The organism is Yoonia sp. KMU-150, from assembly GCF_056858355.1.
On sequence record NZ_JBXEQF010000001.1, the window covers coordinates 797,350 to 819,354 of the forward strand.

The window sequence follows — 22,005 nt, forward strand, 5'->3', positions numbered from 1 at the left end:
GCATTCGGAACGCGAGGCTTGACAGATGCGCCACAGTTTTCTTCGCTGGAGAGGAATTTTGCGAAAGGATTGATGATGAAACTGATACTGACCCTGGCGTTGAGCCTGACAGGACCTGCGGCGCTGGCGCAGGGCTACGATCTGGAAGACGTGCTGAACCTGCCGACCGCGAGCAGCCTGCAATTCGACCGTGGTGCGGCGTTGTCGCCGATCATGCGGCAGACGATCTCCGACAGTCTGGACGGGGCGCTTTATTTCGGTGCCTTCGCGCTGCATCCGAGCGAGGCTTACGGCTTTTCGAACGAGGCGAATTCCGTCGCCGCGGCAGAGGCATCGGCAATCAGGTTCTGTGCCGATGTGTCCAACAACGATGGGCAGTGCCGTATCGTCGCGCGCCTCTTGCCAAAGGGAATGAGCCCCGAAAACTATCCGCCGATCAGCCCGGCGATTTCCGAGGGGATCATCGAGGTCGATAGTCTGAACGAGGCAGGCTATGCCGCGGTCGCCGCCAGTGGTGACGGGGCCTGGGGCAGTTCCTTGAACGGGCGTGACGTGGATGAAGCGATCCAGATCGCCATGGACAGTTGCGAGGAGTGGCGGGTGAGCGGTGACGAGACGCCACTGACAGGCTTTCCCTGCGAGGTGATCGTGGTGATGCACAGCGACGTGGTCCTGCCGCTGCGCTGAAGCCGTTCAATTACGGTGCACGAAACCATCGCATCAGGCTTATGCAAGCAACCGTCGCGCGATGACCTGGGCCTGTATTTCCGCGCGCCGCCGATCCCAAACTTTCCCCCGGACAGTTTGGCGCGTTACGCTAGCCGAGAAGGCGGCGCGCAATCACCTGCGCCTGAATTTCGGCGGCGCCCTCAAAGATATTCAGGATACGCGCGTCGCAGAGGATACGACTGACCTTGTATTCCAGCGCGAAGCCATTGCCGCCGTGGATCTGCAGCGCGTTGTCCGCACAGGCCCAGGCGACTCGGGCACCCAGCAGCTTGGCCATGCCAGCCTCGACGTCGCATCGCTTGCCCCGATCCTTCTGTGCGGCGCTGAAATAGGTCAGTTGGCGGGCGACCATGATCTCGACCGCCATCATCGCAAGTTTACCGGCGACGCGCGGGAAGGCGATCAGCGGTTTGCCGAATTGCTTGCGGTCCTGCGCGTATTGCATGCCGACGTCGAGTGCGGAGGCGGCGACGCCCACGGCGCGGGCCGCGGTCTGGATGCGGGCGGATTCGAAGGTTTGCATCAATTGCTTGAAGCCTTTGCCGGTCTCGCCACCTAACAGGTTGTCGCCCGCTACCTTGAGTCCGTCGAAGGCCAATTCGTATTCCTTCATCCCGCGATAGCCGAGCACCTCGATCTCGCCGCCCGTCATGCCGGGGGTCGGGAAGGGATCGTGGTTGGTGCCGGGGGTCTTTTCGGCCAGAAACATCGACAACCCGCGATAGTCGGTGGTGTCCGGTTCGGTGCGGGCCAGCACCGTCATGACATGGGTGCGGGCGGCGTGGGTGATCCAGGTCTTGTTGCCGGTGATTTGCCAATCGTCGCCCTCGCGCACGGCACGGGTGCGCAGAGCGCCAAGGTCGGAGCCGGTATTGGGTTCGGTGAAGACGGCGGTGGGCAGGGTTTCGGCGCTGGCGATCCGCGGCAACCATTTTTCCTTTTGCGCGTCGGTGCCGCCGCAAAGGATCAGTTCGGCCGCGATTTCCGACCGGGTGCCAAGCGAGCCGACACCGATATAGCCGCGTGACAATTCCTCGGACACGACGCACATGGAGGATTTCGACAGGCCGAAGCCGCCGTATTCTTCCGGTATCGTCAGGCCGAAGACACCCATTTCGGCCAGTTCGGTAATGATCTCCATCGGGATCAGGTCATCGTTCAGGTGCCAGTCGTGGGCGTGGGGTTCGACCTTTTCCACCGCGAAGCGCCGGAATTGTGTGCGGATCATCTCCAACTCGTCATCGAGGCCGGAAGCCCCGACGGTGATGTCGGCGGTCTGCTCCTGCATCAGGGTGACGAGTGCCAGCCTTGCATCCTGGGTGTTGCCCTTGTCGCAGAGTGTCATCACTGCAGGGATCATGAGCGCGCGCAGGTCTTCCTGGCCAAGACCCACGTCCTGCCCGCGAACAAATTCGCCCTGGTTCATCGGGATGCCGCCGTAAATCTGCCAGAGATATTCACCAAAGGCGATTTGCAGCAATAACTGCTCTGTCCGGCCGAATTTGCCGGTAGCCTGCAGGCCCGCGGCCCAGTCGTGCATCTGGTGGAGGGCCTGCGCATATGTTGCCAGCCACGCCAGCCCGTGCGCGGCGGTCTGGTGCCGGTCGATCAGCGCGGCGGAGACACGTTCGCCTTCGACCACCATGGCACGGACGGAGGCTGTCGCGCGGGCGAGCACGTCGTCGACAGCGGGCAGACTGTCGCGGGCAAGCGCCAGAAGATCAGGCAATACGGCGTCGGCGGTTTGCGTCATGTCTTGTCCGTCCATCGGGAATCTCCAGCCATTGTGCAGGCGCAGAGATAGAACGTTTGCGGTTGCAGCGCAATAATCGGTCGCATAATTTATCTCCTAAGACCGAAAATGTCGCAATGAAATATATGTGCAGCCTCTGTTGCCGCAAGCTACATCTGCCACATGGAATTGCTCGAACAAACGATTCTCGTCGTTCTGACGCCGCAGGGTTTGGCCTTTGCGGTTGGTGTTGCCGTGCTCGCGGGGCTGGTGAAGGGGATCGTCGGGTTTGCCATGCCGATGATTTTGATTTCTGGACTGTCATCACTGTTGGCGCCGGATGTGGCGCTTGCAGCACTTATTCTGCCGACGCTTGTAACCAATCTTTATCAGGCGTTGGCGCAGGGGATCGGGGCCGCCTGGGCCGCAGTGCGCCGGTTCCGCGTGTTCCTTCTGGTCGGGTTGGCGTTCCTGATCGCATCGGCGCAGTTGGTCGCGATATTGCCGCAGCGCGCACTGTATCTGCTGATCGGCGTCCCGGTAGCGGGGTTTGCCCTGTTGCATCTGGTCGGGTGGAAGGCAAAGCTGGCCGGTAGTTCAGCACGGGTCGAGGCGGCGGTGGGCGGCTTTGCCGGTTTCATCGGCGGACTGTCGGGAATCTGGGGTCCGCCGACAGTCGCCTACCTGACGGCCATCGACACCCCCAAGTCCGAGCAGATGCGTGTGCAGGGCGTGATTTACGGGCTTGGTGCCATTGCGCTGACATTCGCCCACCTGCAGTCCGGCGTGTTGCGGGCGGACACCGCGCCACTGTCGGCGGTTCTGATCGTCCCGGCCATGCTGGGCATGCTGATCGGCGGGCGCATACAGGACCGGATCGACCAACGAAGGTTCAGGCAGGTGACGCTTCTGGTGCTGCTGATCGCGGGACTTAATCTGGTGCGACGCGGTATATTCTAGGACAGCAGTTCCTCGAACCCGCAGATCGACGCAAGCTCCGGCACCTGATCGGGAGGCAGCACCTCGAACGTTGTGCGGTAGAGGATTTCGCCATCCTTGGAGGCCTGCATCTGCCAGATCCCGGGCAAAAGTTCATAATCAAAATCGAATTGATAGAACGTGAGCGATGGATCCACGCCGCTGATCGAGGAGGTAAAGGTCTGCGATTGCTGACCTGCGTTGCCCATCGGTGGATGGGTAATCGTCATGACCACATCAGAGATGCCATTTGTGTCGATACTTCTTGATTTGATCCCGAAGCCGATACCCAGAACGGCGGGCACACGGCGGGCGGTCGACACGAAAGGTGGTTCCTCGGCGATCAGATGGGTGGTGCCCGCAACGGTGCCCGGTGCCTCTACCTCGCCGGTGGAGGGCGGCGCGCAGATCACACCGGTTTCGACCGACGCCATGGCCGGGCCGATCTTGTCGGGTTGCGGGCCGGTCTGGGCCAGTGCTGCGAGAGGAAGAGCCAGCGCAGCGAGGATGGCAAAGTGCTTCATGGCTACATGCTAGCAAATGACGGGACAATACAACAGAGGGCAGCGCCCGCCCATGGGTAAGGGAGCGGGCCGCCCGGCGACGCCGGGCAAGGTATTACCCAATCGCTGCCGCTTTCACATCGTCGTCGATGAACGGCACGTATTTGGCGAAGTTGTCGCTGAACATCGCCACAAGTTTGTCGGCCTGCGCGTCATAGGCATCCTTGTCGGCCCATGTGTCGCGCGGGCTGAGCAGGGTGGCATCGACGCCGTCACAGGTCTGCGGGACCTCGAAGCCGAAGTTCGGGTCCTTGCGAAAGACGTTCTCGACCAGCGTGCCGTCCAGTGCCGCGGCCAGCAGCGCGCGCGTCGCCTTGATCGGCATGCGCGATCCGGTCCCATAGGCACCGCCGGTCCATCCGGTATTGACCAGCCAGCAGGTCGCCCCGTGGGTGGCGATTTTCTCTTGCAACAGCTTACCGTAAACCTCCGGCCTGCGCGGCATGAAGGGCGCGCCGAAACAGGTAGAAAAGGTGGGTTCGGGTTCCGTGACGCCGCGTTCGGTACCCGCGACCTTGGACGTGAAGCCCGAGAGGAAGTGATACATCGCCTGCGCCGGGGTCAGCCGTGAAATCGGAGGCAGCACGCCGAAAGCATCGCAGGTCAGCATGATGATGTTCTTGGGATGCCCGCCCAGCGCCGTGTCGGAGGCGTTGGAGATGTAGTTGAGTGGATAGGCGCAGCGCATGTTGGCCGTCAGCGAATCGTCTTCGAAATCGAGTTCGAGCGTATCCGGGTCGTACACCATATTCTCGATCACGGTGTGTGGCATGGAGCAGGTGGCGTAGATCTCCGGTTCCGCCTTGGGGTCCAGACCGATGGTCTTGGCGTAGCAGCCGCCTTCGAAGTTGAAGGTGCCACGATCCGACCAGCCGTGTTCGTCGTCGCCGATCAGCGTGCGCGACGGATCGGCGGACAGCGTGGTTTTGCCTGTACCCGAAAGGCCGAAGAAGACGGCAGTGTCGACCGGGTTGCCCGGCGCGTGGTTGGCCGAGCAGTGCATCGGCATGATGCCCTTTTCGGGGAGCAGATAGTTGAGCAGGGAAAAGACGGATTTTTTGTTCTCGCCTGCATATTCGGTGCCGCCGATCAGGATCAGTTTGCGGTCGAAATTCAGGGCGATCACGGTGTCGCTGCGGCAGCCGTGTTTCGCCGGATCGGCTTTGAAGGAGGGGCAGTTGATGATCGTGAAGTCGGGCGTGAAAGCCTCCAGCTCGGCCCGTTCGGGGCGACGGAGCAGGTGGCGGATAAAAAGCCCGTGCCACGACAGTTCGGTAATGACGCGCACATCGAGCCGGTGTGCCGGGTCGGCACCGCCGAACAGGTCCTGCACATCGTACCGGCCACCCTGCATATGGGCGATCATATCGACATAGAGCGCGTCGAAGGCCGCGGGTTCCATCGGTGGATTGTTTTCCCACCAGATCGACCCCTCGACCGAAGGCGTGCGCACCACGAACTTGTCCTTGGGCGAACGCCCGGTGTGCTTGCCTGTGCTGACCAGAAAGGTGCCGCCGTTGCCGGTCACACCTTCGCCTGCCGCGACGGCGGCGTCCTGAAGCTCGGCCTCGGAGCGGTTGTAATAGACATAGCCCAGCCCGGTGATGCCTTGATCCTCAAGTTTCATCGTCGGGTTGACGGGGCCGTGGTCCATCGCATTGCTCCTGCAAATCATGCGGACCGACATGGTCCGCCTGAGTCCACCTAACATCATGATTTCACATGCCGCACCCCCCTTTGCGCTACCGTTAGCGCAACCAGTTTCATGTTAGCGCTAGCAGCGAATGGCGCTGTCTGCCGCCGCGTCATTTTAGTCATGCCTTAGGCAATTTAGCGGCAAATAAGGCACGGCCCTCGGGGTGATTCGCAATTTAGGATTGATTCGTGCCTGCAATCCGGTGAAAACTCGGAAAAAAAGCAGGCAAGAATAACAATCAGAGCAGTAAGGGTAAAAACTCCCATGTCTAAAATCGCATTGGTGGACGACGACAGGAACATCCTGACGTCCGTGTCCATGACGCTCGAAGCCGAAGGTTTCGAGGTCGAAACGTATAACGATGGCCAGTCCGCGCTGGACGCCTTCAACAAGAAGATGCCGGAACTGGCTGTGCTGGACATCAAGATGCCCCGCATGGACGGCATGGACCTGCTGCAGCGGTTGCGGCAGAAAACGTCCATGCCGGTGATCTTTCTCACGTCGAAGGATGACGAGATCGACGAGGTTCTCGGTCTGCGCATGGGGGCCGACGACTATGTGAAAAAACCGTTTTCACAACGTCTGCTGGTCGAGCGTATCCGCGCGCTTCTGCGCCGTCAGGATGCTATCAGCGGTGATGCACTTGACGATGGCGAAGACACGAAGGTCATGACCCGCGGGCAGCTGACGATGGACCCGTTGCGCCACGCCGTGACCTGGAAAGGGCAGGACGTATCGCTGACTGTGACCGAATTCCTGCTGCTGCAGGCCCTGGCGCAACGCCCCGGTTTCGTGAAATCGCGCGATCAGCTGATGGACGTGGCCTATGACGATCAGGTCTATGTCGACGACCGCACGATCGACAGCCATATCAAGCGGTTGCGCAAGAAAATGCGGAACACCGACGACGAATTCAACGCCATCGAAACGCTCTATGGTATCGGCTATCGCTATAACGAGGAATAGGTCTGTCTGATCCATGACGGCTGTCCCCAAAATTGATGTGCGCGATCTGGAGTCCGTGCGGAATGCCGCACGGCAACCGGATCTCGTGCTGGGGGACGACTGGGTCGCGCCGACGGGTATCGGCGAGGATATGACCGAGCGGCGCGAACGGCGTGGCCTGTTCTCGCTCCGCCGTTCGCCCATCGCGCGCAAGATCATCACCTTCAATCTGATCGCGCTGATGCTGCTGATTGCAGGCGTTCTCTATATCAATCCGTCGCGCGACAATCTGGCGTATCAGCGTGCGTCCGGGCTTGTGAACGAGGCAGAATTGGTCGCCGACGTGATCGAGGCGAAAATGCCCGAAACCGGGCCGGTCAATCTGGCGACCGGTGACGGTATCGATGTCCAGATGACGCTGGATGACATGGACCTGCGCGGCGGCGTGCAGGTGTTCCTTTACGACCCCGAGGGTGCATTGATCGCGTCTGCGGAAGGGGCGACGGGCGACGCATCCGTGCCGGGGCTTGTCCGTGACGGCGGCAGCACGTTCATCACGGATATGCTGAACGGGTTGTGGGAAAGCGTCGCGCAACTGGTGGCACCCGATGCCCGCACCGCACCTGAACCGATCGACACAGCGGCCTTTGCGCGGTCGAGCGTCGCACAGGCGCTCACCGACGGCACGCACGTTCATTCATCGAGCGCCAACGGTATCACCACGTTTGTCGTGGCGACACCGGTCACACAGGGCGCGCAGGCGGTTGGTGTCGTGGCCATCGCCAATGCGGCAGGCGAGCTTGATCAGCTTGTCGCGCAAGAGCGAGAACAGGTGCTGCGGCTGTTTCTTGTCGGCATTGCGATCAGTATCGGCCTGAGCCTCGTGCTGGCGTCGACCATCGCGAACCCGCTGGCCGACCTTGCCACGGCGGCAGAGCTTGGCCGGGACAAGAACGCGCGCAAGATGTCGCCGACCAAGATCCGCATTCCCGATCTGACCGCCCGCCCTGACGAAATCGGCCGGTTGTCAGGCGCGTTGCGTGGTATGGTGCGTGCGCTTTACGAGCGGATCGAGGGCAACGAACAATTCGCCGCCGATGTCGCCCACGAGATCAAAAACCCGCTTGCGTCGCTGCGCTCTGCCGTCGGCACCATGCGTGTGGCAAAGCGTGACGATCAGCGTGAAAAGCTGCTAGAGGTGATCGAACATGACGTTCGCCGGCTTGACCGGCTGGTCAGCGATATCTCGAATGCGTCGCGTCTCGACAGCGAGCTGGTGAAGGAAGAGGAGGAGACGTTCGACCTTCTCAAGATGCTGGGCAACCTGAACGAGTTTCTGGGCAAGGAAGCCCAAGACAAGGGCATCGACTACATCACCGACCTGCCGGAGGGAACCATGCCGGTGCAGGGTCTGGAAGGGCGGTTGGCCCAGGTGTTCGTGAACCTGATCACCAACGCGATTTCGTTCTGCGAAGACGGCGATGCGATCCGGGTCTGGGCGCGCAAGCGTGAAAACCGAGTGCTTGTCGTGGTCGAGGATACCGGGCCGGGCATCCCGAACGAGGCGTTGGGCAAGGTCTTTCAGCGGTTCTATTCGGAGCGTCCGGAGGGGCAGTTCGGGAATAACTCCGGCCTTGGTCTCGCGATCTCCAAGCAGATTATCGAAGCGCATGGCGGCGTGATCTGGGCAGAGAACATTCGCCCCACAGAGGCCGACATGACGTCCGATCCGCTCGGCGCACGGTTTGTGGTCGGCCTGCCGGTCTAAGGCAGCATGGCAACTGCACCGTCCGGTCCGCACGGCGAAAGCGCGATAGTGCACGCCAGTTGCGTCGCCATTGAGGCTCGCGCACTGCTGATTACCGGCGCGTCGGGTTCCGGAAAATCCGCCATGGCGTTGCAGTTGATGGCGCTGGGGGCGATGCTCGTCGCCGATGACAGGGTCATTCTGGGAAACAACGGAAGCGGTCAGATCATCGCCAGCCCACCCGACACGATTGCGGGGCTGATCGAGGCGCGGGGTCTCGGCATTCTGAGTGCGGATCATGCAGCCGGCGTGCCACTCGGCGCTGTGCTTGATCTTGACGTAACGGAACCGGATCGCATCCCCCCCGTTCGCACGATCACGCTACTGGATTGTGAGGTCCCCTTGTTATATGGCTACGCCTCGCCACATTTTGCGGCATCACTGGTTCAGTTTCTCAAGGCAGGGCGCAGCGACAGATGACCAACCAGACGCTCGATATCAATGCAGCCGGCACGGTGAGCGTGGCGCCATTCGTTCTGGTGACGGGGCCGTCGGGGGCCGGGCGGTCGACCGCGATCAACGCGCTCGAGGATCTGGGTTTCGAGGTCATCGACAACATGCCGCTGTCGCTGTTACCCCGCCTTTTGGAAGGTGCCCCGCCTGCCGGACCGCTGGCGCTGGGTGTCGACGTGCGCAACCGTGATTTCAGTGTCGCCGCGCTGATCGATCATATCGAAGCGGTGATCGACCGGTCCGATCTGATGGCGCAGCTGCTCTATCTGGATGCCGCAGAAGACGAACTCGTCCGGCGTTATTCACAGACCCGCCGCCGCCATCCGCTGGCACCCGCCGATGCACCCCTCGTGGGGATCACGCACGAGCGCGAAATGCTGGTGCCCGTGCGCGCGCGGGCCGATGTGCTGATCGACACCACCGATCTTTCGCCGCACGACCTGCGCGAGGAAATCGATCGCTGGTTCGCGCCCGGGCAGGGTCGCCTGCTGGGAATTTCGGTGCACTCCTTCTCGTACAAGCGTGGCCTGCCGCGTGGATTGGATATCGTGATGGACTGCCGGTTCCTGCGCAATCCGCATTGGGAACCGGGCCTGCGCGACCGTGACGGGCGCGATCCGGAGGTCGATGCCTATGTCGCCGCCGATCCGCTTTTCGCCGGGTTCGAGGCCAACCTGAACGCTATGAGTGATCTGCTGTTGCCGGCCTACAAACGCGAAGGAAAGTCGCATCTGGCGGTGGGGTTCGGCTGCACCGGGGGGCAACACCGCTCGGTCGCCGTCGCGGAACGCTTTGCGTTGACGCTTGCAGAAAGCGGCTGGCATGTGTCTAAACGTCATCGGGAGCTGGAACGGCGCGGCCTGAGCAAGCCGGGCGGACAGAAGGGACATTCCGTTTGATCGGGATCGTGATCGTGGCACATGGACGTCTGGCCGAGGAATACCGCGCCGCGATGGAGCATGTCGTCGGTCGACAGGACAGGGTGCGTACGATTGCGATAGGTCCCGACGACGACCGCAATGCCAAACAGACCGAAATCTGCGCCGCGGCTGACGCGGTCGACGCGGGGCAGGGTGTAGTGATCGTCACCGATATGTTCGGCGGTTCGCCGTCGAACCTGTCTTTGCTGGCCTGCAATCCCGGCAACCGTCGCATCCTTTACGGGGCAAATCTGCCGATGCTGGTGAAACTTGCCAAATCACGCCATCGCGCTGTGCCTGACGCGGTCGAGGCGTCGTTGGCTGCGGCCCACAAATATATCAACAGCCATTCCGTGGGAACGCCCTGACATGCCCATCCAGCGATTGCGTATCGAGAACGTCAAGGGACTGCATGCCCGTGCATCGGCCAAACTGGCAGAGGTCGTCGAGGCACACGATGCGCGCGCTGTCGTCCGCAAGGACGGCATGGACGCGGACGGCGACAGTATCATGGGGCTTTTGATGTTGGCAGCTACCATCGGAACCTTTATTGAAGTCGAGACCGCTGGTCCCGATGCTGACGCCTTGTCAGAGGCGATTGCTGCGCTGGTCGCCGACAAGTTCGGCGAAGGCGACTAGTCCAGCCCGGGATCGTTTGGCCCGCGATTGTTTGGTCCGGGAGTGTTTGGAAGGATCCGACTTGCCGGACAAGACGCAGCATCGTGGATCCCAAGTGCCCGAACCGCCGATCCCGCAGCACCGCTATGACAGGCGCGCGCTGAGCTATGCCAACAGCTTTACCGATCCGATCAAACGCGGCGTGATCCACGCCATGGAGATGGTGACCGGCAAGTTGACGGTTGCGCGCTGGGTCAAGACATTCGAGGCGCAGGGCCCGGCGCATGGGCAGGAATTCTATGACCGCGCGCTGGACGTGATGGGGATCGAGATCACGACCCCGCCGGAAGAGCTCGCCCATATTCCTGTCACCGGTCCGGTCATTCTGGTCGCCAACCATCCTCACGGTTTGGTCGATGGGATGGTGCTGGCCAAGATGATTGGAAAAATTCGCCCGGATTACCGGATACTCACCCGGTCCGTGCTGACGAATTTCGACGAGGAGGCCACGCGTTTTCTGATCCCCGTGCCGTTCCCGCACGACCCTGACGCGCAGGCCAAGATGGTCGAGATGCGCAAACAGGCGATGGCGCATCTGAATGAAGACGGATTGGTCGCGCTGTTTCCGTCCGGTGTCGTCGCGACGTCCGCGACGATGTTCGGCCCGGTCGAAGAGGCGGAATGGAACGCATTTACCGCCAAGCTGATCCGAACGTCGGGCGCCGTGGTCGTGCCGTGTCGTTTCGACGGGCAGAACTCCCGCGCCTACCAGATTGCGAACCGGGTTTCGGCCACCTTGCGACAGGGGCTACTGGTGCATGAGGTCGTCAGGGCGCGTGACACCCCGATTGCACCCGTCGTCGGACCTCCGGTTCCGCAATCGGAAATCGCCGAGCGGATCGGAAATGCACGTGCTTTCATGGCATGGCTGCGTGACCGGACCCTGGCTCTGCGAAGGGACTGACGCTGACGCACTGTCGCTTACCGGGTCGGCACCGGCGTTTCGCCCGTATAGTCGTAAAATCCGCGTTTTGTCTTGCGTCCCAGCCAGCCGGCCTCGACATATTTGGTCAGCAACGGGCAGGGACGGTATTTGGTATCGGCAAGCCCGTCATGCAGTACGTTCATGATCGCCAGACAGGTATCCAGCCCGATGAAATCGGCAAGTTCCAGCGGGCCCATCGGATGGTTCGCCCCCAGCTTGAGTGATGTATCGATCGAACTCACAGAACCCACGCCCTCGTAGAGCGTGTAGATCGCCTCGTTGATCATCGGCATCAGAATGCGGTTCACGATGAAGGCCGGGAAATCCTCTGATGTCGAGGCGGTCTTGCCCAACTTGCCGACGACATCGTGACAGGCCTTGAACGTCTCCTCGTCGGTGGCGATGCCCCGGATCAATTCGACCAGTTGCATCACCGGCACGGGATTCATGAAATGAAAACCCATGAATTTGCCGGGGCGGTCGGTGCGGGCCGCCAGGCGCGTGATGGAGATCGAGGAGGTGTTCGAGGTCAGGATCGTTTCCGGTTTCAGATGCGGCACGAGGTCTTCGAAGATCGCGGTCTTGATCGTTTCGCGCTCGGTCGCAGCTTCGATGATCAGGTCGCTTGGCCCGAGTTCGGTAAGCGTGCCGGTGGTGGCGATCCGCGCCATTGCCGTCGCCTTTTCGTCTGCCGTGATGCCGCCCCTGTCGACCTGCCGCCCCATGTTGCGGTCGATCAGGGATACGGCCGCCTGCAGCGCGTCGGCACTGATATCCGTCATCGTGACATCGAACCCGGCAAGCGCGAAAACATGCGCGATACCGTTGCCCATCTGACCCGCGCCCACGATCCCGACCTTTTGAATGTCCATGATCTTCCCCTGACTGCTTTGCCGCACCTTATGCCCGTTACGCCGGGCGCTTCAACCGCATCCCGGCCCCGGCCGGTTTTTCACGCATTAGGAAAATAGCAATGAATCGCGACGATGGTGCAGGGGATGGATCATGGTGAGCGGACATGAAGCACGAAACGATAGACGGCGGCGGCTTATCCTACGCGCCTTGTAGGTACGGGATGTCGCGCATTTTCTTTCGCGGGCCGCGGCGGCGGCTGGACGAACCCTATCTTGCCTTCCTCGGCGGGACGGAGACCTTCGGCAAGTTCGTGGACCGACCGTTTCCCGCGCTGGTCGAAAAGGAACTGGGGCGGCCTTGTGTGAACTTTGGTTGTGTCAACGGCGGGGTCGATGCCTTTGTGAACGATCCGACGATCATGGCGGCCTGCCACGATGCCCAGCTGACGGTCGTGCAGGTCATGGGGGCGAACTATCTGTCGAACCGGTTTTATTCGGTCCATCCGCGCCGCAACGATCGCTTCCTTCGCGCCTCTTCCGTGTTGCAGGCGATCTATGCAGAGGTCGATTTTGCCGACTTCACGTTCACCCGGCACATGCTGGGCGCCTTGCTTGATATGTCGGCGGAACGGTTCGACATCGTCGTGTCTGAATTACGGGCCGCCTGGGTGGCGCGCATGAAAAACATGCTTGGCCAGATTGGCCCGAACGCGGTTCTTTTGTGGTTCTCCCGCCACGACATGACCGACGACCCCTGGGACACGCACGCCAATCCGCTCAGTGTCGATCCGCTCTTTATCACGACGTCGATGATGAACGATCTGCGACCCCTTGTGCGCGACATTATCGTGGCCAAACCGACCGAAGTCGCCCTTTCACAAGGCACCAAGGGGATGTTTGTCCCGCCGATGCAGATGAAAGCGGCACGCGGCATGCTGGGTGTCGCCTGTCATCAAGAGGCCAGCAACACGCTGGTTCCGGTCCTTAAAATGGCCTTGGCGGGGCGTTAGTCGTTTCGACGGAAGGGTGGTGCGGAAATGGAAACGGCCCACCGGAAGGCGGGCCGTCTTGATCGTTCTTAGTTATCGCCTCTTGCTGGTATCTAACCGAGCTTCTCCGTCAGTTCCGGCACTGCTTCGAACAGGTCAGCGACAAGTCCGTAGTCGGCGACCTGAAAGATCGGTGCCTCCTCGTCCTTGTTGATCGCGACGATGATCTTGGAGTCTTTCATGCCCGCAAGGTGCTGGATCGCGCCGGAAATACCGACGGCCACATAAAGATCGGGTGCGACGACCTTGCCGGTCTGACCGACCTGCCAGTCGTTCGGTGCGTATCCGGAATCCACCGCCGCGCGCGATGCGCCGACTGCGGCACCCAGCTTGTCCGCCAGCGCCTCGATCAGCTTGAAGTCGTCTTCGGAACCGACACCGCGCCCGCCGGACACCACGACCCCGGCCGAGGTGAGTTCCGGGCGGTCGGACTCCGCGGTCTTGTCTTCAACCCATTCCGACAGGCCGGGATCAGCGGCGGCATCGACCGTCGACACATCTGCGCCACCGCCCATACCGGCGGCGTCGAACCCGGCAGTCCGGATGGTCATGACTTTCGTCGCGTCCCCCGATTTCACCGTCTGGATTGCGTTCCCGGCATAGATCGGCCGTTCGAACGTGTCGGCGTCGACGACGGCGGTCACCTCGGAGATGATTTGCGTATCCAGCAATGCAGCAACCCGCGGCATCACGTTTTTGGCGTCGGTGGTGCCGGGTGCCACGATGTGGCTGTAGTCGCCTGCGAGCGAGACGATCAGATCTGCCGTGGGTTCGGCCAGACGATGCCCAAGCGAGGCATCCTCGGCACAGATCACAGCCTTGACGCCGTCGATCTTTGCAGCTTCGGAAGCGGCATCGGATGCGGATGCACCCGCACAAAGGACCGTTACGTCGCCAAGGGCCTGTGCCGCGGTGACGGCCTTTGCGGTCGCGTCCAGCGCCAGCGCGCCGTCGGTGACTTCACCAATCAGAAGAACAGCCATTTATACAGCCCCCGCTTCTTTGAGTTTCTCGACCAGTTCGTCGACCGATTTCACGATGATGCCGGCGCTGCGCGCTTCGGGCTCGCTTGTGCTGACGATGCTCAGGCGCGGGCTGACATCGACGCCGTAGTCGTCAGGCGTTTTTTCATCCAGCGGCTTTTTCTTTGCCTTCATGATGTTGGGCAACGAAGCGTAGCGCGGCTCGTTCAGGCGCAGATCCACGGTGACGATGGTGGGCATCTTGACCTTGATGGTCTGCAGGCCGCCGTCGACTTCGCGCGTGACGGTGGCGTGATCGCCGTCGATGTCGACCTTGGAGGCGAATGTCGCCTGCGACCAGCCCAGCAATGCTGCCAACATCTGTCCGGTTGCGTTCATATCGTTGTCGATGGCCTGCTTGCCGCAAAGCACGAGACCGGGCTGTTCCTCGTCGACCACGGCCTTGAGCAGTTTGGCGACCGCCAACGGTTCGATATCCGTGTGCACGTCGTCGGCGGCCACGATCAGGATGGCACGGTCGGCACCCATGGCGAGTGCGGTGCGCAGGGTTTCCTGGGATTGCTTTACGCCGATGGAAACGGCGACGACTTCGTCGGCCTTGCCCGCTTCTCGCAGGCGGATCGCCTCTTCGACGGCAATTTCGTCGAACGGGTTCATGGACATTTTGACGTTGGCAAGATCGACACCGGAACCGTCCGCCTTGACGCGGACTTTCACGTTGTAGTCGATCACGCGCTTGACGGGTACGAGGACCTTCATCGGCGGTGTTCTCCCATTAGATTCGAAGCGTTTGATGCGTTCTGCACCGCAATACCGTGCGTGGACCGGCGAAAACAGTGTAAAATCGACGCGGCAGCGTCCACCGACGCCACGGAATTGACGATAAGGTCAGGCGCGCGATTGGCCGGGCGGAAACTACCGGTTCGCTCCCGGCACCCAAAGCACGTCGTCCTTGCCATTGTCGTTGGCGATGCGGGAAGCCTGAAAACACCAGTCAGACAGACGGTTGAGGTATTTGACCGCCGCCGGATTGACGTGTTCCATCGTCGCCAGTTCCACCGTCAGCCGTTCGGCGCGGCGCGATACCGTGCGGCAAAGGTGCAGGTGTGCTGCCAGCGCCGACCCGCCCGGCAAGATGAAGCTGCGGAGGGGTTCGACGCTTTGCGTCATGGCATCAATTTCGGATTCCAGACGCGCGACCTGTGCATTGGTCATGCGCAGCGGCGGATACTCGGCCTCTGCGTCCTGTTCCATATCGGGACGGCACAGGTCGGCACCCAGATCGAAAAGATCGTTCTGGATCATCGCCAATTGCGCGTCCATGTCGCCAGTCGCGTGAAGACGAGCCATGCCGACCGTGGCGTTGGCCTCATCCACGGTGCCATAGGCTGTGACGCGCATGCTGTGCTTTGCGACACGGGTGCCGTTGCCCAGGGCGGTTTCGCCGCTGTCGCCAGTCTTGGTGTAGATTTTGTTGAGAACGACCATCGCGTTACCCTCCCTGACGCCGGAAATAGACGAAGGCCAGGATCAGGATGACCGCGACGAACTGCGCCCCGATCCGCCAACGCATGATGCGATTGGCGTGCTTGCGGTTGAAATCCCCGCCCTTGCCGAAGGTGCCGATGCCGAACAGCAGGATACCCAGCACGATGAGCACCGCCACGGCAACCAGAAGAAAAAGCGGATCGTCAGTCATCGGGTTTCCTTTGCTTGCTAGCCTGTCACTTAGCAGACGGATCGCCAAAGGAAAGGGTCAGACCCGTGCGGCGATCGCGTCGAGCAGCCGCGTCGGCAACACGCGCCGCAGTCCCCCCATCAAATATGTCGGAAAGGTAACGTAGTAGCGTGGCTTTGGCCGTTTGCTTTCGAGCGCGTGAATCAGTTTCTTCGTGACGGCTGACGCGGGCAGTTCAAAGCGGTCCGGTCCGTTGTCTTCGTAAAGACGGCTGCGCAACTCGGCATATTCGTCGCGCCGGGCCGAGTTTTCCCAGTCGATCCAGCGTTCGTAATGCGGGATGGAATTCTTGCGGATGTCCGATGTCACGGGACCGGGTTCGATCAGAGAGACATATATGCCGGTGCCACGCATCTCGATCCGGAGCACGTCGCTCAACCCCTCCATCGCGAATTTGGTGGCGACATAGGCGCCGCGCCATTTCAGACCGATCAGTCCGAGGATCGACGAACAGTTGACGATCCGGCCATGCCCCTGCGCGCGCATCACCGGGATCACTGCGCGCGTGAGGTCCTGATAGCCGAACAGATTGGTCGCGAAAATGTCCTGCAGAGCCGCACCCGACAGATCTTCGACAGCACCCGGACAGGCAAAAGCCCCGTTGTTGTAAAGCGCATCAAGCGTGCCGCCGGTCGCTTCCAGCACCTCGGCCAACCCGTTGTAGATCGTATCGAGATCGGCATAGTCGATCAGGGGGCTGTCGAAGCCTTCAGCCTGCAAACGGGCGCAGTCAGCGGTCTTCCGGCAACTAGCAAAGACACGCCAGCCGCGCGCGCGCAACCCATGGGCCGCGTCATAGCCGATGCCGCTGGAACAGCCGGTGATCAGGACAGAGCGTGTCATGCGCCATCAGTGCCGTGCGGCGCACAGCTTGGCAAGCGATCATCAGATCGGATCGAGCAGCCGTTCGGCCATCCAGCCGGTCTGGTTGGTGCCGGTCAGGCGAATGCGGGCCCAGCCATCGTCGTTGACCTCGATCACTTCGGCCTCTGTCCCGCCGGGCAGGGTGTCGATCACGCCGAATGTTGTGCCGGGGCCTTCACGCATGTTGACCCGGCTGCCCGCAACGGCGCGCAAATCGACGGCGGGGGCGGTGTCGTCGGCAGGTGCAACCTCGACAGCCGTGTCGACCTCGGCCACCGCCTCGGTAACGGCAGGTGCTTCGCCGACGGTTTCTTCTGCCGGGGCCGTCTGCAGCGCCGCGATCAGTTGTTCTTCCTGTGACGGTACCGGGGTCTGGGGCGTGGCAGCGACGGCGTTCAACGCGGCCGTGTCGCTGCGGGTCACGTCGATCACGATGGAGTTGTCGTCGTTGGACAGTGTCTCGACCTCTACCGCCGCGACCTGGCCGGGCCAGGGCTCAGGCTCGAAATCGGCGCCGCCGGACAGAACATAGAAGCCCCACCCCAGGAGTAGAAAGGTCGCGATGATGAACTTGCCCATGGTATCCCCCTCGGTGGAATCGACTTTTTGCGTGCAGCAGTGGCCTTTTACACGAAAACACGTGATTTTGGCAGGGAAAATCCGCGTCTCGTTCCCCGGGCCAACGTCTCTTGCCGCCGCGGGTTCCCCTCGCTACACAATCTTGTATGAGCGACGACCCTTCCGACGATATCGTCCCGCCGCTGGACACGACCGAGCCGCTGCGCCGCGCGCTGGGCGAGCGGTATCTGACCTATGCGCTGTCCACGATCATGAACCGCGCGCTTCCCGATGCGCGCGACGGGTTGAAGCCGGTGCACCGCCGTATCCTTTACGCGATGTCGCGGCTACGACTGTCGCCCACCGGCGGGTTCCTGAAATCGGCCAAGATCAGCGGCGATACGATGGGTGATTTCCACCCGCACGGCGATGCCGCGATCTATGACGCGATGGCGCGTTTGGCGCAGGATTTCAACGTGCGCTATCCGCTCGTCGACGGGCAGGGAAACTTTGGCAACATCGACGGCGATAACCCCGCCGCCGCGCGTTATACCGAAGCGCGGATGACCGCGTTGGCCGAGGCGCTGATGGAAGGCCTGTCGGAAAACGCAGTAGATTTCCGCCCCAACTATGATGGCCGCCTCGAAGAACCGTCGGTGTTCCCGGCATCCTACCCCAACCTGCTGGCCAACGGGTCGAGCGGGATTGCGGTGGGGATGGCCACGAACATTCCGCCACACAACCTGCACGAGGTGATCGACGCCTGCCTGCATCTGATCAAGACGCCTGACGCGCGCGACGACACGTTGCTGAACTATATCCCCGGCCCCGATTTTCCGACCGGCGGCACCATCGTGGAGCCGCGCGAGAATATCGCGGAGGCCTATCGCACCGGGCGCGGATCGTTCCGTCTTCGCGCGAAATGGGAGGTCGAGGATCTGGGCCGCGGCCAGTGGCAAGTCGTCGTCACCGAAATCCCCTATCAGGTACAGAAATCGAAACTGATCGAGAAACTGGCAGAGGTGATCCAGACCAAGAAGGTCCCGATCCTTGCCGATGTGCGCGACGAGAGTGCCGAAGATATCCGCATCGTGCTCGAACCCCGGTCGCGGTCGGTCGAGGCGGATGTGCTGATGGGCATGCTGTTCCGCAACTCCGATCTGGAGACACGGTTTTCGCTGAACATGAACGTTCTGATCGACGGGCTGACGCCGAAGGTCTGTTCGCTGAAAGAGGTGCTGCGCGCGTTTCTGGATCACCGCCGCGATGTTTTGGTCCGCCGGTCGCAGCACCGGATGGACAAGATCGACCACCGGCTGGAGGTGCTGGAAGGCTTCATCATCGCCTTCCTCAATCTGGACCGCGTGATCGATATCATCCGCTACGACGACGACCCCAAACAGGCCCTGATGGTCGAAGATTGGGGACAAGATCACGCGCGCGCGTCATCGGAGCGGGACTACGTCTCGCCCATTGTCGCCGGTGCCGACCCGGAGGTATCGCTGTCCGAGGTGCAGGCCGAGGCGATCCTGAACATGCGCCTGCGGTCCCTGCGCCGTCTGGAAGAGCTGGAGTTGATCGCCGAACGCGACGCGCTGATGGAAGAGCGGATGGGTCTGGAAGACCTGCTCGCCAGTGGCGATCTGCAATGGCAGCGTATTGCCGAGGAATTGCGCGAGACCCGCAAGAAGTTCGGCCGTGACAGCGAAGGTGGCGCGCGCCGCACGCAATTCGCCGAAGCGACCGAAGTGGTCGAGGTCCCGCTGGAAGCGATGATCGATCGCGAGCCGATCACCGTGGTGTGCAGTCAGATGGGCTGGGTCCGGGCGATGACCGGCCACATCGATCTGACCCGCGAGTTGAAATTCAAGGACGGCGACGGTCCACGCTTTATCTTCCACGCGGAAACCACGGATCGTCTGCTGGTCTTCGGTGCCAACGGACGGTTCTACACCGTTTCCGCCGCCAACCTGCCCGGTGGGCGCGGCATGGGCGAACCGCTGCGTCTGATGATCGACCTGCCCAACGAGGCGCAGATCGTCGATATCCTGATCCACAAGCCCGGCATGCGCCTTTTGGTCGCCTCGTCCGAGGGCAACGGGTTCATCGTGCCCGAAGACGATGTTGTGGCCCAGACGCGGGCGGGCAAACAGGTGCTGAACGTCGGCGCCGGCACTGCGCGGACCTGCCGCCGCGTGAACGGTGACAGCGTGGCCGTCGTGGGCGAAAACCGTAAGGTGCTGGTGTTCCCGTTGGATGAATTGCCCGAGATGGGACGCGGTAAGGGCGTGCGCCTGCAGAAGTACAAGGATGGCGGCATGTCGGACGTGACGACGTTCCAACTTGCAGACGGGCTGTCGTGGCTCGATCCGGCGGGGCGGACCCGTACCCAGACGGAGCTGGAAGAATGGATCGGCAAACGCGCCAGTGCAGGCCGCATGGCACCGCGGGGTTTCCCGCGCGACAACAGGTTTGACCCATGACGATTGAAAAACTGTTCAGATATGGATTGATCGGGGGTGCCGCCGTTGTGGTGATTGGCCTTGGTGGTGGCTACTGGTACGCGACCAGCCAACCTGTCGGTGATGAATGTCCGATGATTGCGGCGCTGCCCGAAGGTCTGGAGTTTGAGGATCGCGTCCGCAGTGAACAACGCCTTGATTTCAATTTCGACCTGCTGCCGGTGAAATCCGGGCCGGATGTGTCCTGTCTGAAGGTATTCGGACAGGCGCGGTGCAATGTGCCGGGACCGAAAATCGTCGCGGGGCAGGTCGGTTACAACGGCACGCCCGAAATCTACGATATCCCGGACGGACGCACCGCGGTCATACGGTTGAGCAATTCCCGCCTGCTTTGCGTGCTGATGGACGTCTAGCGATGCTGGTCGATCAGGATGGCATTGCCGTCCGGGTCGAATAACGTGATGTGCGCAGGGCCCTCGGTGCTTTCGTCACATTCCTGTTCGAGCGTGACTCCCGCCGCCTTCAGCCGCTTTTGGATGACGCGGACATCGTCGAAGTCATCGGTGTTCTGCGCGTTCTGGTCCCAGCCGGGATTGAACGTCAGCGTGTTGGCTTCGATAAAGCCGCCAAACAGGCCGATGATCGTGTCGCCGTTTTTCAGGATCAGATAGCCGTGGTCTGCGTCGCCGCCCATCTGTTCGAAGCCCAGTTTTTCATAGAACGCGCGCGATGCGGCAAGATCTTTGACATTCAGGCTGATGGAAAATGCCCCCAGTTTCATGACCGTCTCCTTTGTGTTTGTCATCGCAGTCTAGCAATAACGCCGCTCAATGCGAAATCGCGGCGCGCTTGCCGGCCAGATGCGCGCGTTCCACCGCCTGATCGGTCAGCGAAATTGCCATGTCATAGGCGGTGCAGGCCGCACTCAGCGCGCCGCTGCGTTCCAGCAGATCGGCGCGGGCTGTGTGATAGCCCTGATATTGGCTTACCTTGCGTTCGTCTGCGAGACTGTCGAGCATCGCCAGCCCGGCGAAAACGCTGTCCGCGTAGGAAATGGCCAGCGCCTGATTGATCCGCACGACCGGCGTGGGGGTGTGCACGTACAACAATCCGTAAAGCGCCGCAATTTCGCGCCAGTTTGTCCTGTCCCAGGTCGGGCTGTTGGCGTGGACGGCGCTGATCGCGGCTTGCAACTGGTAAGGACCGGTCCGTCCTTGCGGCAGGGTAGCCCGCAACAAGGCGTCACCCTCCTTGATCTTGGCGCGGTCCCATCGGGCGCGGTTCTGTTCGGACAGAGGGACCATGCGCCCAACGGAATCGAGCCGCGCGGCCCGACGGGAATCGTGCAGCAGCATCAGCGCCAGCAATCCCGCCACCTCGCAATTGTCGGGCATCAACTGATGCAGGATGCGGGCCAGTCTGATCGCCTCGTCGCTCAACCCGGATTTGCCCGCGTTTGCGGCGGTGTAGCCGGCGTTGAAAATCAGATAGATGACCGAAAGCACACCGGCGATCCTGTCCGGCATGGCGTCGATGCCCGGGACCTCGTAGGGGATTGCCGCCGCCGCGATCTTGCGTTTGGCCCGGACAAGACGCTGCGCCATCGCCTCCGGCCGATCAAGAAACGCTGCGGCGATGGTCTCTGTCGACAACCCGCCCAGTGTGCGCAGGGTCAGCGCGACCCGGGCCTTTTCGTCCAGAGCGGGATGGCAGCAGGTAAAGATCATCTCAAGCCGCTGATCCGGGATCATGTCGGCCGTTTCGTGGTCGGGCGCTTCATTGGCGAGGTCCATCAAATGCGACAGTTCGGGCGCGCGCGCGGCAAAGCGCGCGTCGCGGCGCAGCCGGTCGATGGCGCGTCTGCGCGCGGTCGTGATCAGCCAGGCGGACGGCGTGTCGGGCAGGCCCGTGCGCGGCCACACTTTCAGTGCCCTTGCGGTAGCGTCCTGCAGGCAGTCTTCGGCAAGCTGGAAATCGCCCAGCGTCTTGACCAGTGCTGCGAGAATGCGCCCCCAATCCTCCTGTACGGTGCGTGCAATCACCTGATGCGGTTTCGGGGGCGCCACGATGC

General features: G+C 61.7%; 24 protein-coding genes. 12 read left to right on the top strand and 12 right to left on the bottom strand.

Features of this window, described 5'->3' with window-relative positions; translation table 11 throughout:
- Nucleotides 1–75: 75 nt before the first annotated feature.
- Entirely contained in the window at nt 76–687 is a 612-nt protein-coding gene (locus tag AC04PH_RS03730) for a hypothetical protein (protein ID WP_483064399.1), read from the top strand.
- Between the two features lie 130 nt (nt 688–817).
- On the opposite strand, the gene AC04PH_RS03735 is transcribed toward AC04PH_RS03730, so the two are convergent.
- Complete coding sequence (locus tag AC04PH_RS03735; RefSeq protein WP_483064400.1) at nt 818–2,497, bottom strand: acyl-CoA dehydrogenase family protein; 1,680 nt, start codon at nt 2,495–2,497, stop codon at nt 818–820.
- Nucleotides 2,498–2,644: 147 nt separating this feature from the next.
- Between AC04PH_RS03735 and AC04PH_RS03740 the strand changes: the two genes are divergently transcribed.
- Nucleotides 2,645–3,421: a sulfite exporter TauE/SafE family protein gene (locus tag AC04PH_RS03740; RefSeq protein WP_483064401.1), complete on the top strand. Its 777-nt coding sequence runs from the start codon at nt 2,645–2,647 to the stop codon at nt 3,419–3,421.
- Here AC04PH_RS03740 and AC04PH_RS03745 read toward each other — a convergent pair.
- Together AC04PH_RS03745 and AC04PH_RS03750 are read right to left on the bottom strand one after the other, a co-directional pair.
- Complete coding sequence (locus AC04PH_RS03745) at nt 3,418–3,963, bottom strand: DUF3859 domain-containing protein (protein WP_483064402.1); 546 nt, start codon at nt 3,961–3,963, stop codon at nt 3,418–3,420. The genes AC04PH_RS03740 and AC04PH_RS03745 overlap by 4 nt on opposite strands.
- Nucleotides 3,964–4,057: 94 nt before the next feature.
- Entirely contained in the window at nt 4,058–5,656 is a 1,599-nt protein-coding gene (locus tag AC04PH_RS03750; RefSeq protein ID WP_483064403.1) for a phosphoenolpyruvate carboxykinase, read from the bottom strand.
- Between the two features lie 306 nt (nt 5,657–5,962).
- On the opposite strand from AC04PH_RS03750, the gene AC04PH_RS03755 reads away from it, so the two are divergent.
- The 7 genes from AC04PH_RS03755 (at nt 5,963) to AC04PH_RS03785 (ending at nt 11,405) form a co-directional block, all read left to right on the top strand.
- Complete coding sequence (locus tag AC04PH_RS03755; RefSeq protein ID WP_483064404.1) at nt 5,963–6,664, top strand: response regulator transcription factor; 702 nt, start codon at nt 5,963–5,965, stop codon at nt 6,662–6,664.
- A 13-nt stretch (nt 6,665–6,677) separates the two neighbouring features.
- Entirely contained in the window at nt 6,678–8,411 is a 1,734-nt protein-coding gene (locus tag AC04PH_RS03760) for a sensor histidine kinase (protein WP_483064405.1), read from the top strand.
- A gap of 6 nt (nt 8,412–8,417) precedes the next feature.
- Nucleotides 8,418–8,870 carry an HPr kinase/phosphorylase gene (locus tag AC04PH_RS03765; RefSeq protein WP_483064406.1) on the top strand — a complete coding sequence of 151 codons (453 nt, stop codon included), beginning with the start codon at nt 8,418–8,420 and terminating at the stop codon, nt 8,868–8,870.
- Nucleotides 8,867–9,802: an RNase adapter RapZ gene (gene rapZ, locus AC04PH_RS03770; protein WP_483064407.1), complete on the top strand. Its 936-nt coding sequence runs from the start codon at nt 8,867–8,869 to the stop codon at nt 9,800–9,802. The genes AC04PH_RS03765 and rapZ overlap by 4 nt, the downstream gene beginning before the upstream one ends.
- On the top strand, nt 9,799–10,191 hold the full coding sequence (locus tag AC04PH_RS03775) for a PTS sugar transporter subunit IIA (RefSeq protein WP_483064408.1): 393 nt from the start codon (nt 9,799–9,801) through the stop codon (nt 10,189–10,191). The genes rapZ and AC04PH_RS03775 overlap by 4 nt, the downstream gene beginning before the upstream one ends.
- Before the next feature lies 1 nt (nt 10,192).
- Entirely contained in the window at nt 10,193–10,462 is a 270-nt protein-coding gene (locus tag AC04PH_RS03780; RefSeq protein WP_483064409.1) for an HPr family phosphocarrier protein, read from the top strand.
- A gap of 61 nt (nt 10,463–10,523) precedes the next feature.
- A complete protein-coding gene (locus AC04PH_RS03785) occupies nt 10,524–11,405 on the top strand; it encodes a lysophospholipid acyltransferase family protein (RefSeq protein WP_483064410.1) in 882 nt (293 codons plus the stop codon).
- A gap of 17 nt (nt 11,406–11,422) precedes the next feature.
- On the opposite strand, the gene AC04PH_RS03790 is transcribed toward AC04PH_RS03785, so the two are convergent.
- Nucleotides 11,423–12,298: a 3-hydroxybutyryl-CoA dehydrogenase gene (locus AC04PH_RS03790; protein ID WP_483064411.1), complete on the bottom strand. Its 876-nt coding sequence runs from the start codon at nt 12,296–12,298 to the stop codon at nt 11,423–11,425.
- Between the two features lie 146 nt (nt 12,299–12,444).
- On the opposite strand from AC04PH_RS03790, the gene AC04PH_RS03795 reads away from it, so the two are divergent.
- Nucleotides 12,445–13,290 carry a DUF6473 family protein gene (locus AC04PH_RS03795; protein ID WP_483064412.1) on the top strand — a complete coding sequence of 282 codons (846 nt, stop codon included), beginning with the start codon at nt 12,445–12,447 and terminating at the stop codon, nt 13,288–13,290.
- Between the two features lie 92 nt (nt 13,291–13,382).
- Here AC04PH_RS03795 and AC04PH_RS03800 read toward each other — a convergent pair whose 3' ends face one another.
- The 6 genes from AC04PH_RS03800 to AC04PH_RS03825 all read right to left on the bottom strand — a co-directional run bounded on the left by AC04PH_RS03800 (nt 13,383) and on the right by AC04PH_RS03825 (nt 17,493).
- On the bottom strand, nt 13,383–14,312 hold the full coding sequence (locus AC04PH_RS03800) for an electron transfer flavoprotein subunit alpha/FixB family protein (protein ID WP_483064413.1): 930 nt from the start codon (nt 14,310–14,312) through the stop codon (nt 13,383–13,385).
- The gene (locus tag AC04PH_RS03805; RefSeq protein WP_483064414.1) at nt 14,313–15,071 is read right to left on the bottom strand and encodes an electron transfer flavoprotein subunit beta/FixA family protein; all 759 of its coding nucleotides are present in this window, start codon (nt 15,069–15,071) and stop codon (nt 14,313–14,315) included. It lies immediately after the preceding gene.
- Between the two features lie 156 nt (nt 15,072–15,227).
- On the bottom strand, nt 15,228–15,800 hold the full coding sequence (locus tag AC04PH_RS03810) for a cob(I)yrinic acid a,c-diamide adenosyltransferase (RefSeq protein WP_483064415.1): 573 nt from the start codon (nt 15,798–15,800) through the stop codon (nt 15,228–15,230).
- Nucleotides 15,801–15,804: 4 nt separating this feature from the next.
- Nucleotides 15,805–16,011 (bottom strand): twin transmembrane helix small protein, encoded by a 207-nt coding sequence (locus AC04PH_RS03815; protein WP_483064416.1) that lies wholly within the window; start codon nt 16,009–16,011, stop codon nt 15,805–15,807.
- A gap of 57 nt (nt 16,012–16,068) precedes the next feature.
- A complete protein-coding gene (locus AC04PH_RS03820; protein ID WP_483064417.1) occupies nt 16,069–16,893 on the bottom strand; it encodes an SDR family NAD(P)-dependent oxidoreductase in 825 nt (274 codons plus the stop codon).
- A gap of 42 nt (nt 16,894–16,935) precedes the next feature.
- Nucleotides 16,936–17,493, bottom strand: coding sequence for an SH3 domain-containing protein (locus AC04PH_RS03825; RefSeq protein WP_483064418.1), 558 nt, complete (start codon nt 17,491–17,493; stop codon nt 16,936–16,938).
- A gap of 146 nt (nt 17,494–17,639) precedes the next feature.
- Between AC04PH_RS03825 and AC04PH_RS03830 the strand changes: the two genes are divergently transcribed.
- Together AC04PH_RS03830 and AC04PH_RS03835 are read left to right on the top strand one after the other, a co-directional pair.
- Entirely contained in the window at nt 17,640–19,955 is a 2,316-nt protein-coding gene (locus AC04PH_RS03830) for a DNA topoisomerase IV subunit A (protein WP_483064419.1), read from the top strand.
- Entirely contained in the window at nt 19,952–20,347 is a 396-nt protein-coding gene (locus tag AC04PH_RS03835) for a hypothetical protein (RefSeq protein WP_483064420.1), read from the top strand. The genes AC04PH_RS03830 and AC04PH_RS03835 overlap by 4 nt, the downstream gene beginning before the upstream one ends.
- On the opposite strand, the gene AC04PH_RS03840 is transcribed toward AC04PH_RS03835, so the two are convergent.
- The gene (locus AC04PH_RS03840; RefSeq protein ID WP_483064421.1) at nt 20,344–20,715 is read right to left on the bottom strand and encodes a VOC family protein; all 372 of its coding nucleotides are present in this window, start codon (nt 20,713–20,715) and stop codon (nt 20,344–20,346) included. The two genes, AC04PH_RS03835 and AC04PH_RS03840, sit on opposite strands and share 4 nt — an antisense overlap.
- Nucleotides 20,716–20,761: 46 nt before the next feature.
- Nucleotides 20,762–22,000, bottom strand: a complete 1,239-nt coding sequence (locus AC04PH_RS03845) for an RNA polymerase sigma factor (RefSeq protein WP_483064422.1) — start codon at nt 21,998–22,000, stop codon at nt 20,762–20,764.
- Nucleotides 22,001–22,005 lie beyond the last annotated feature (5 nt).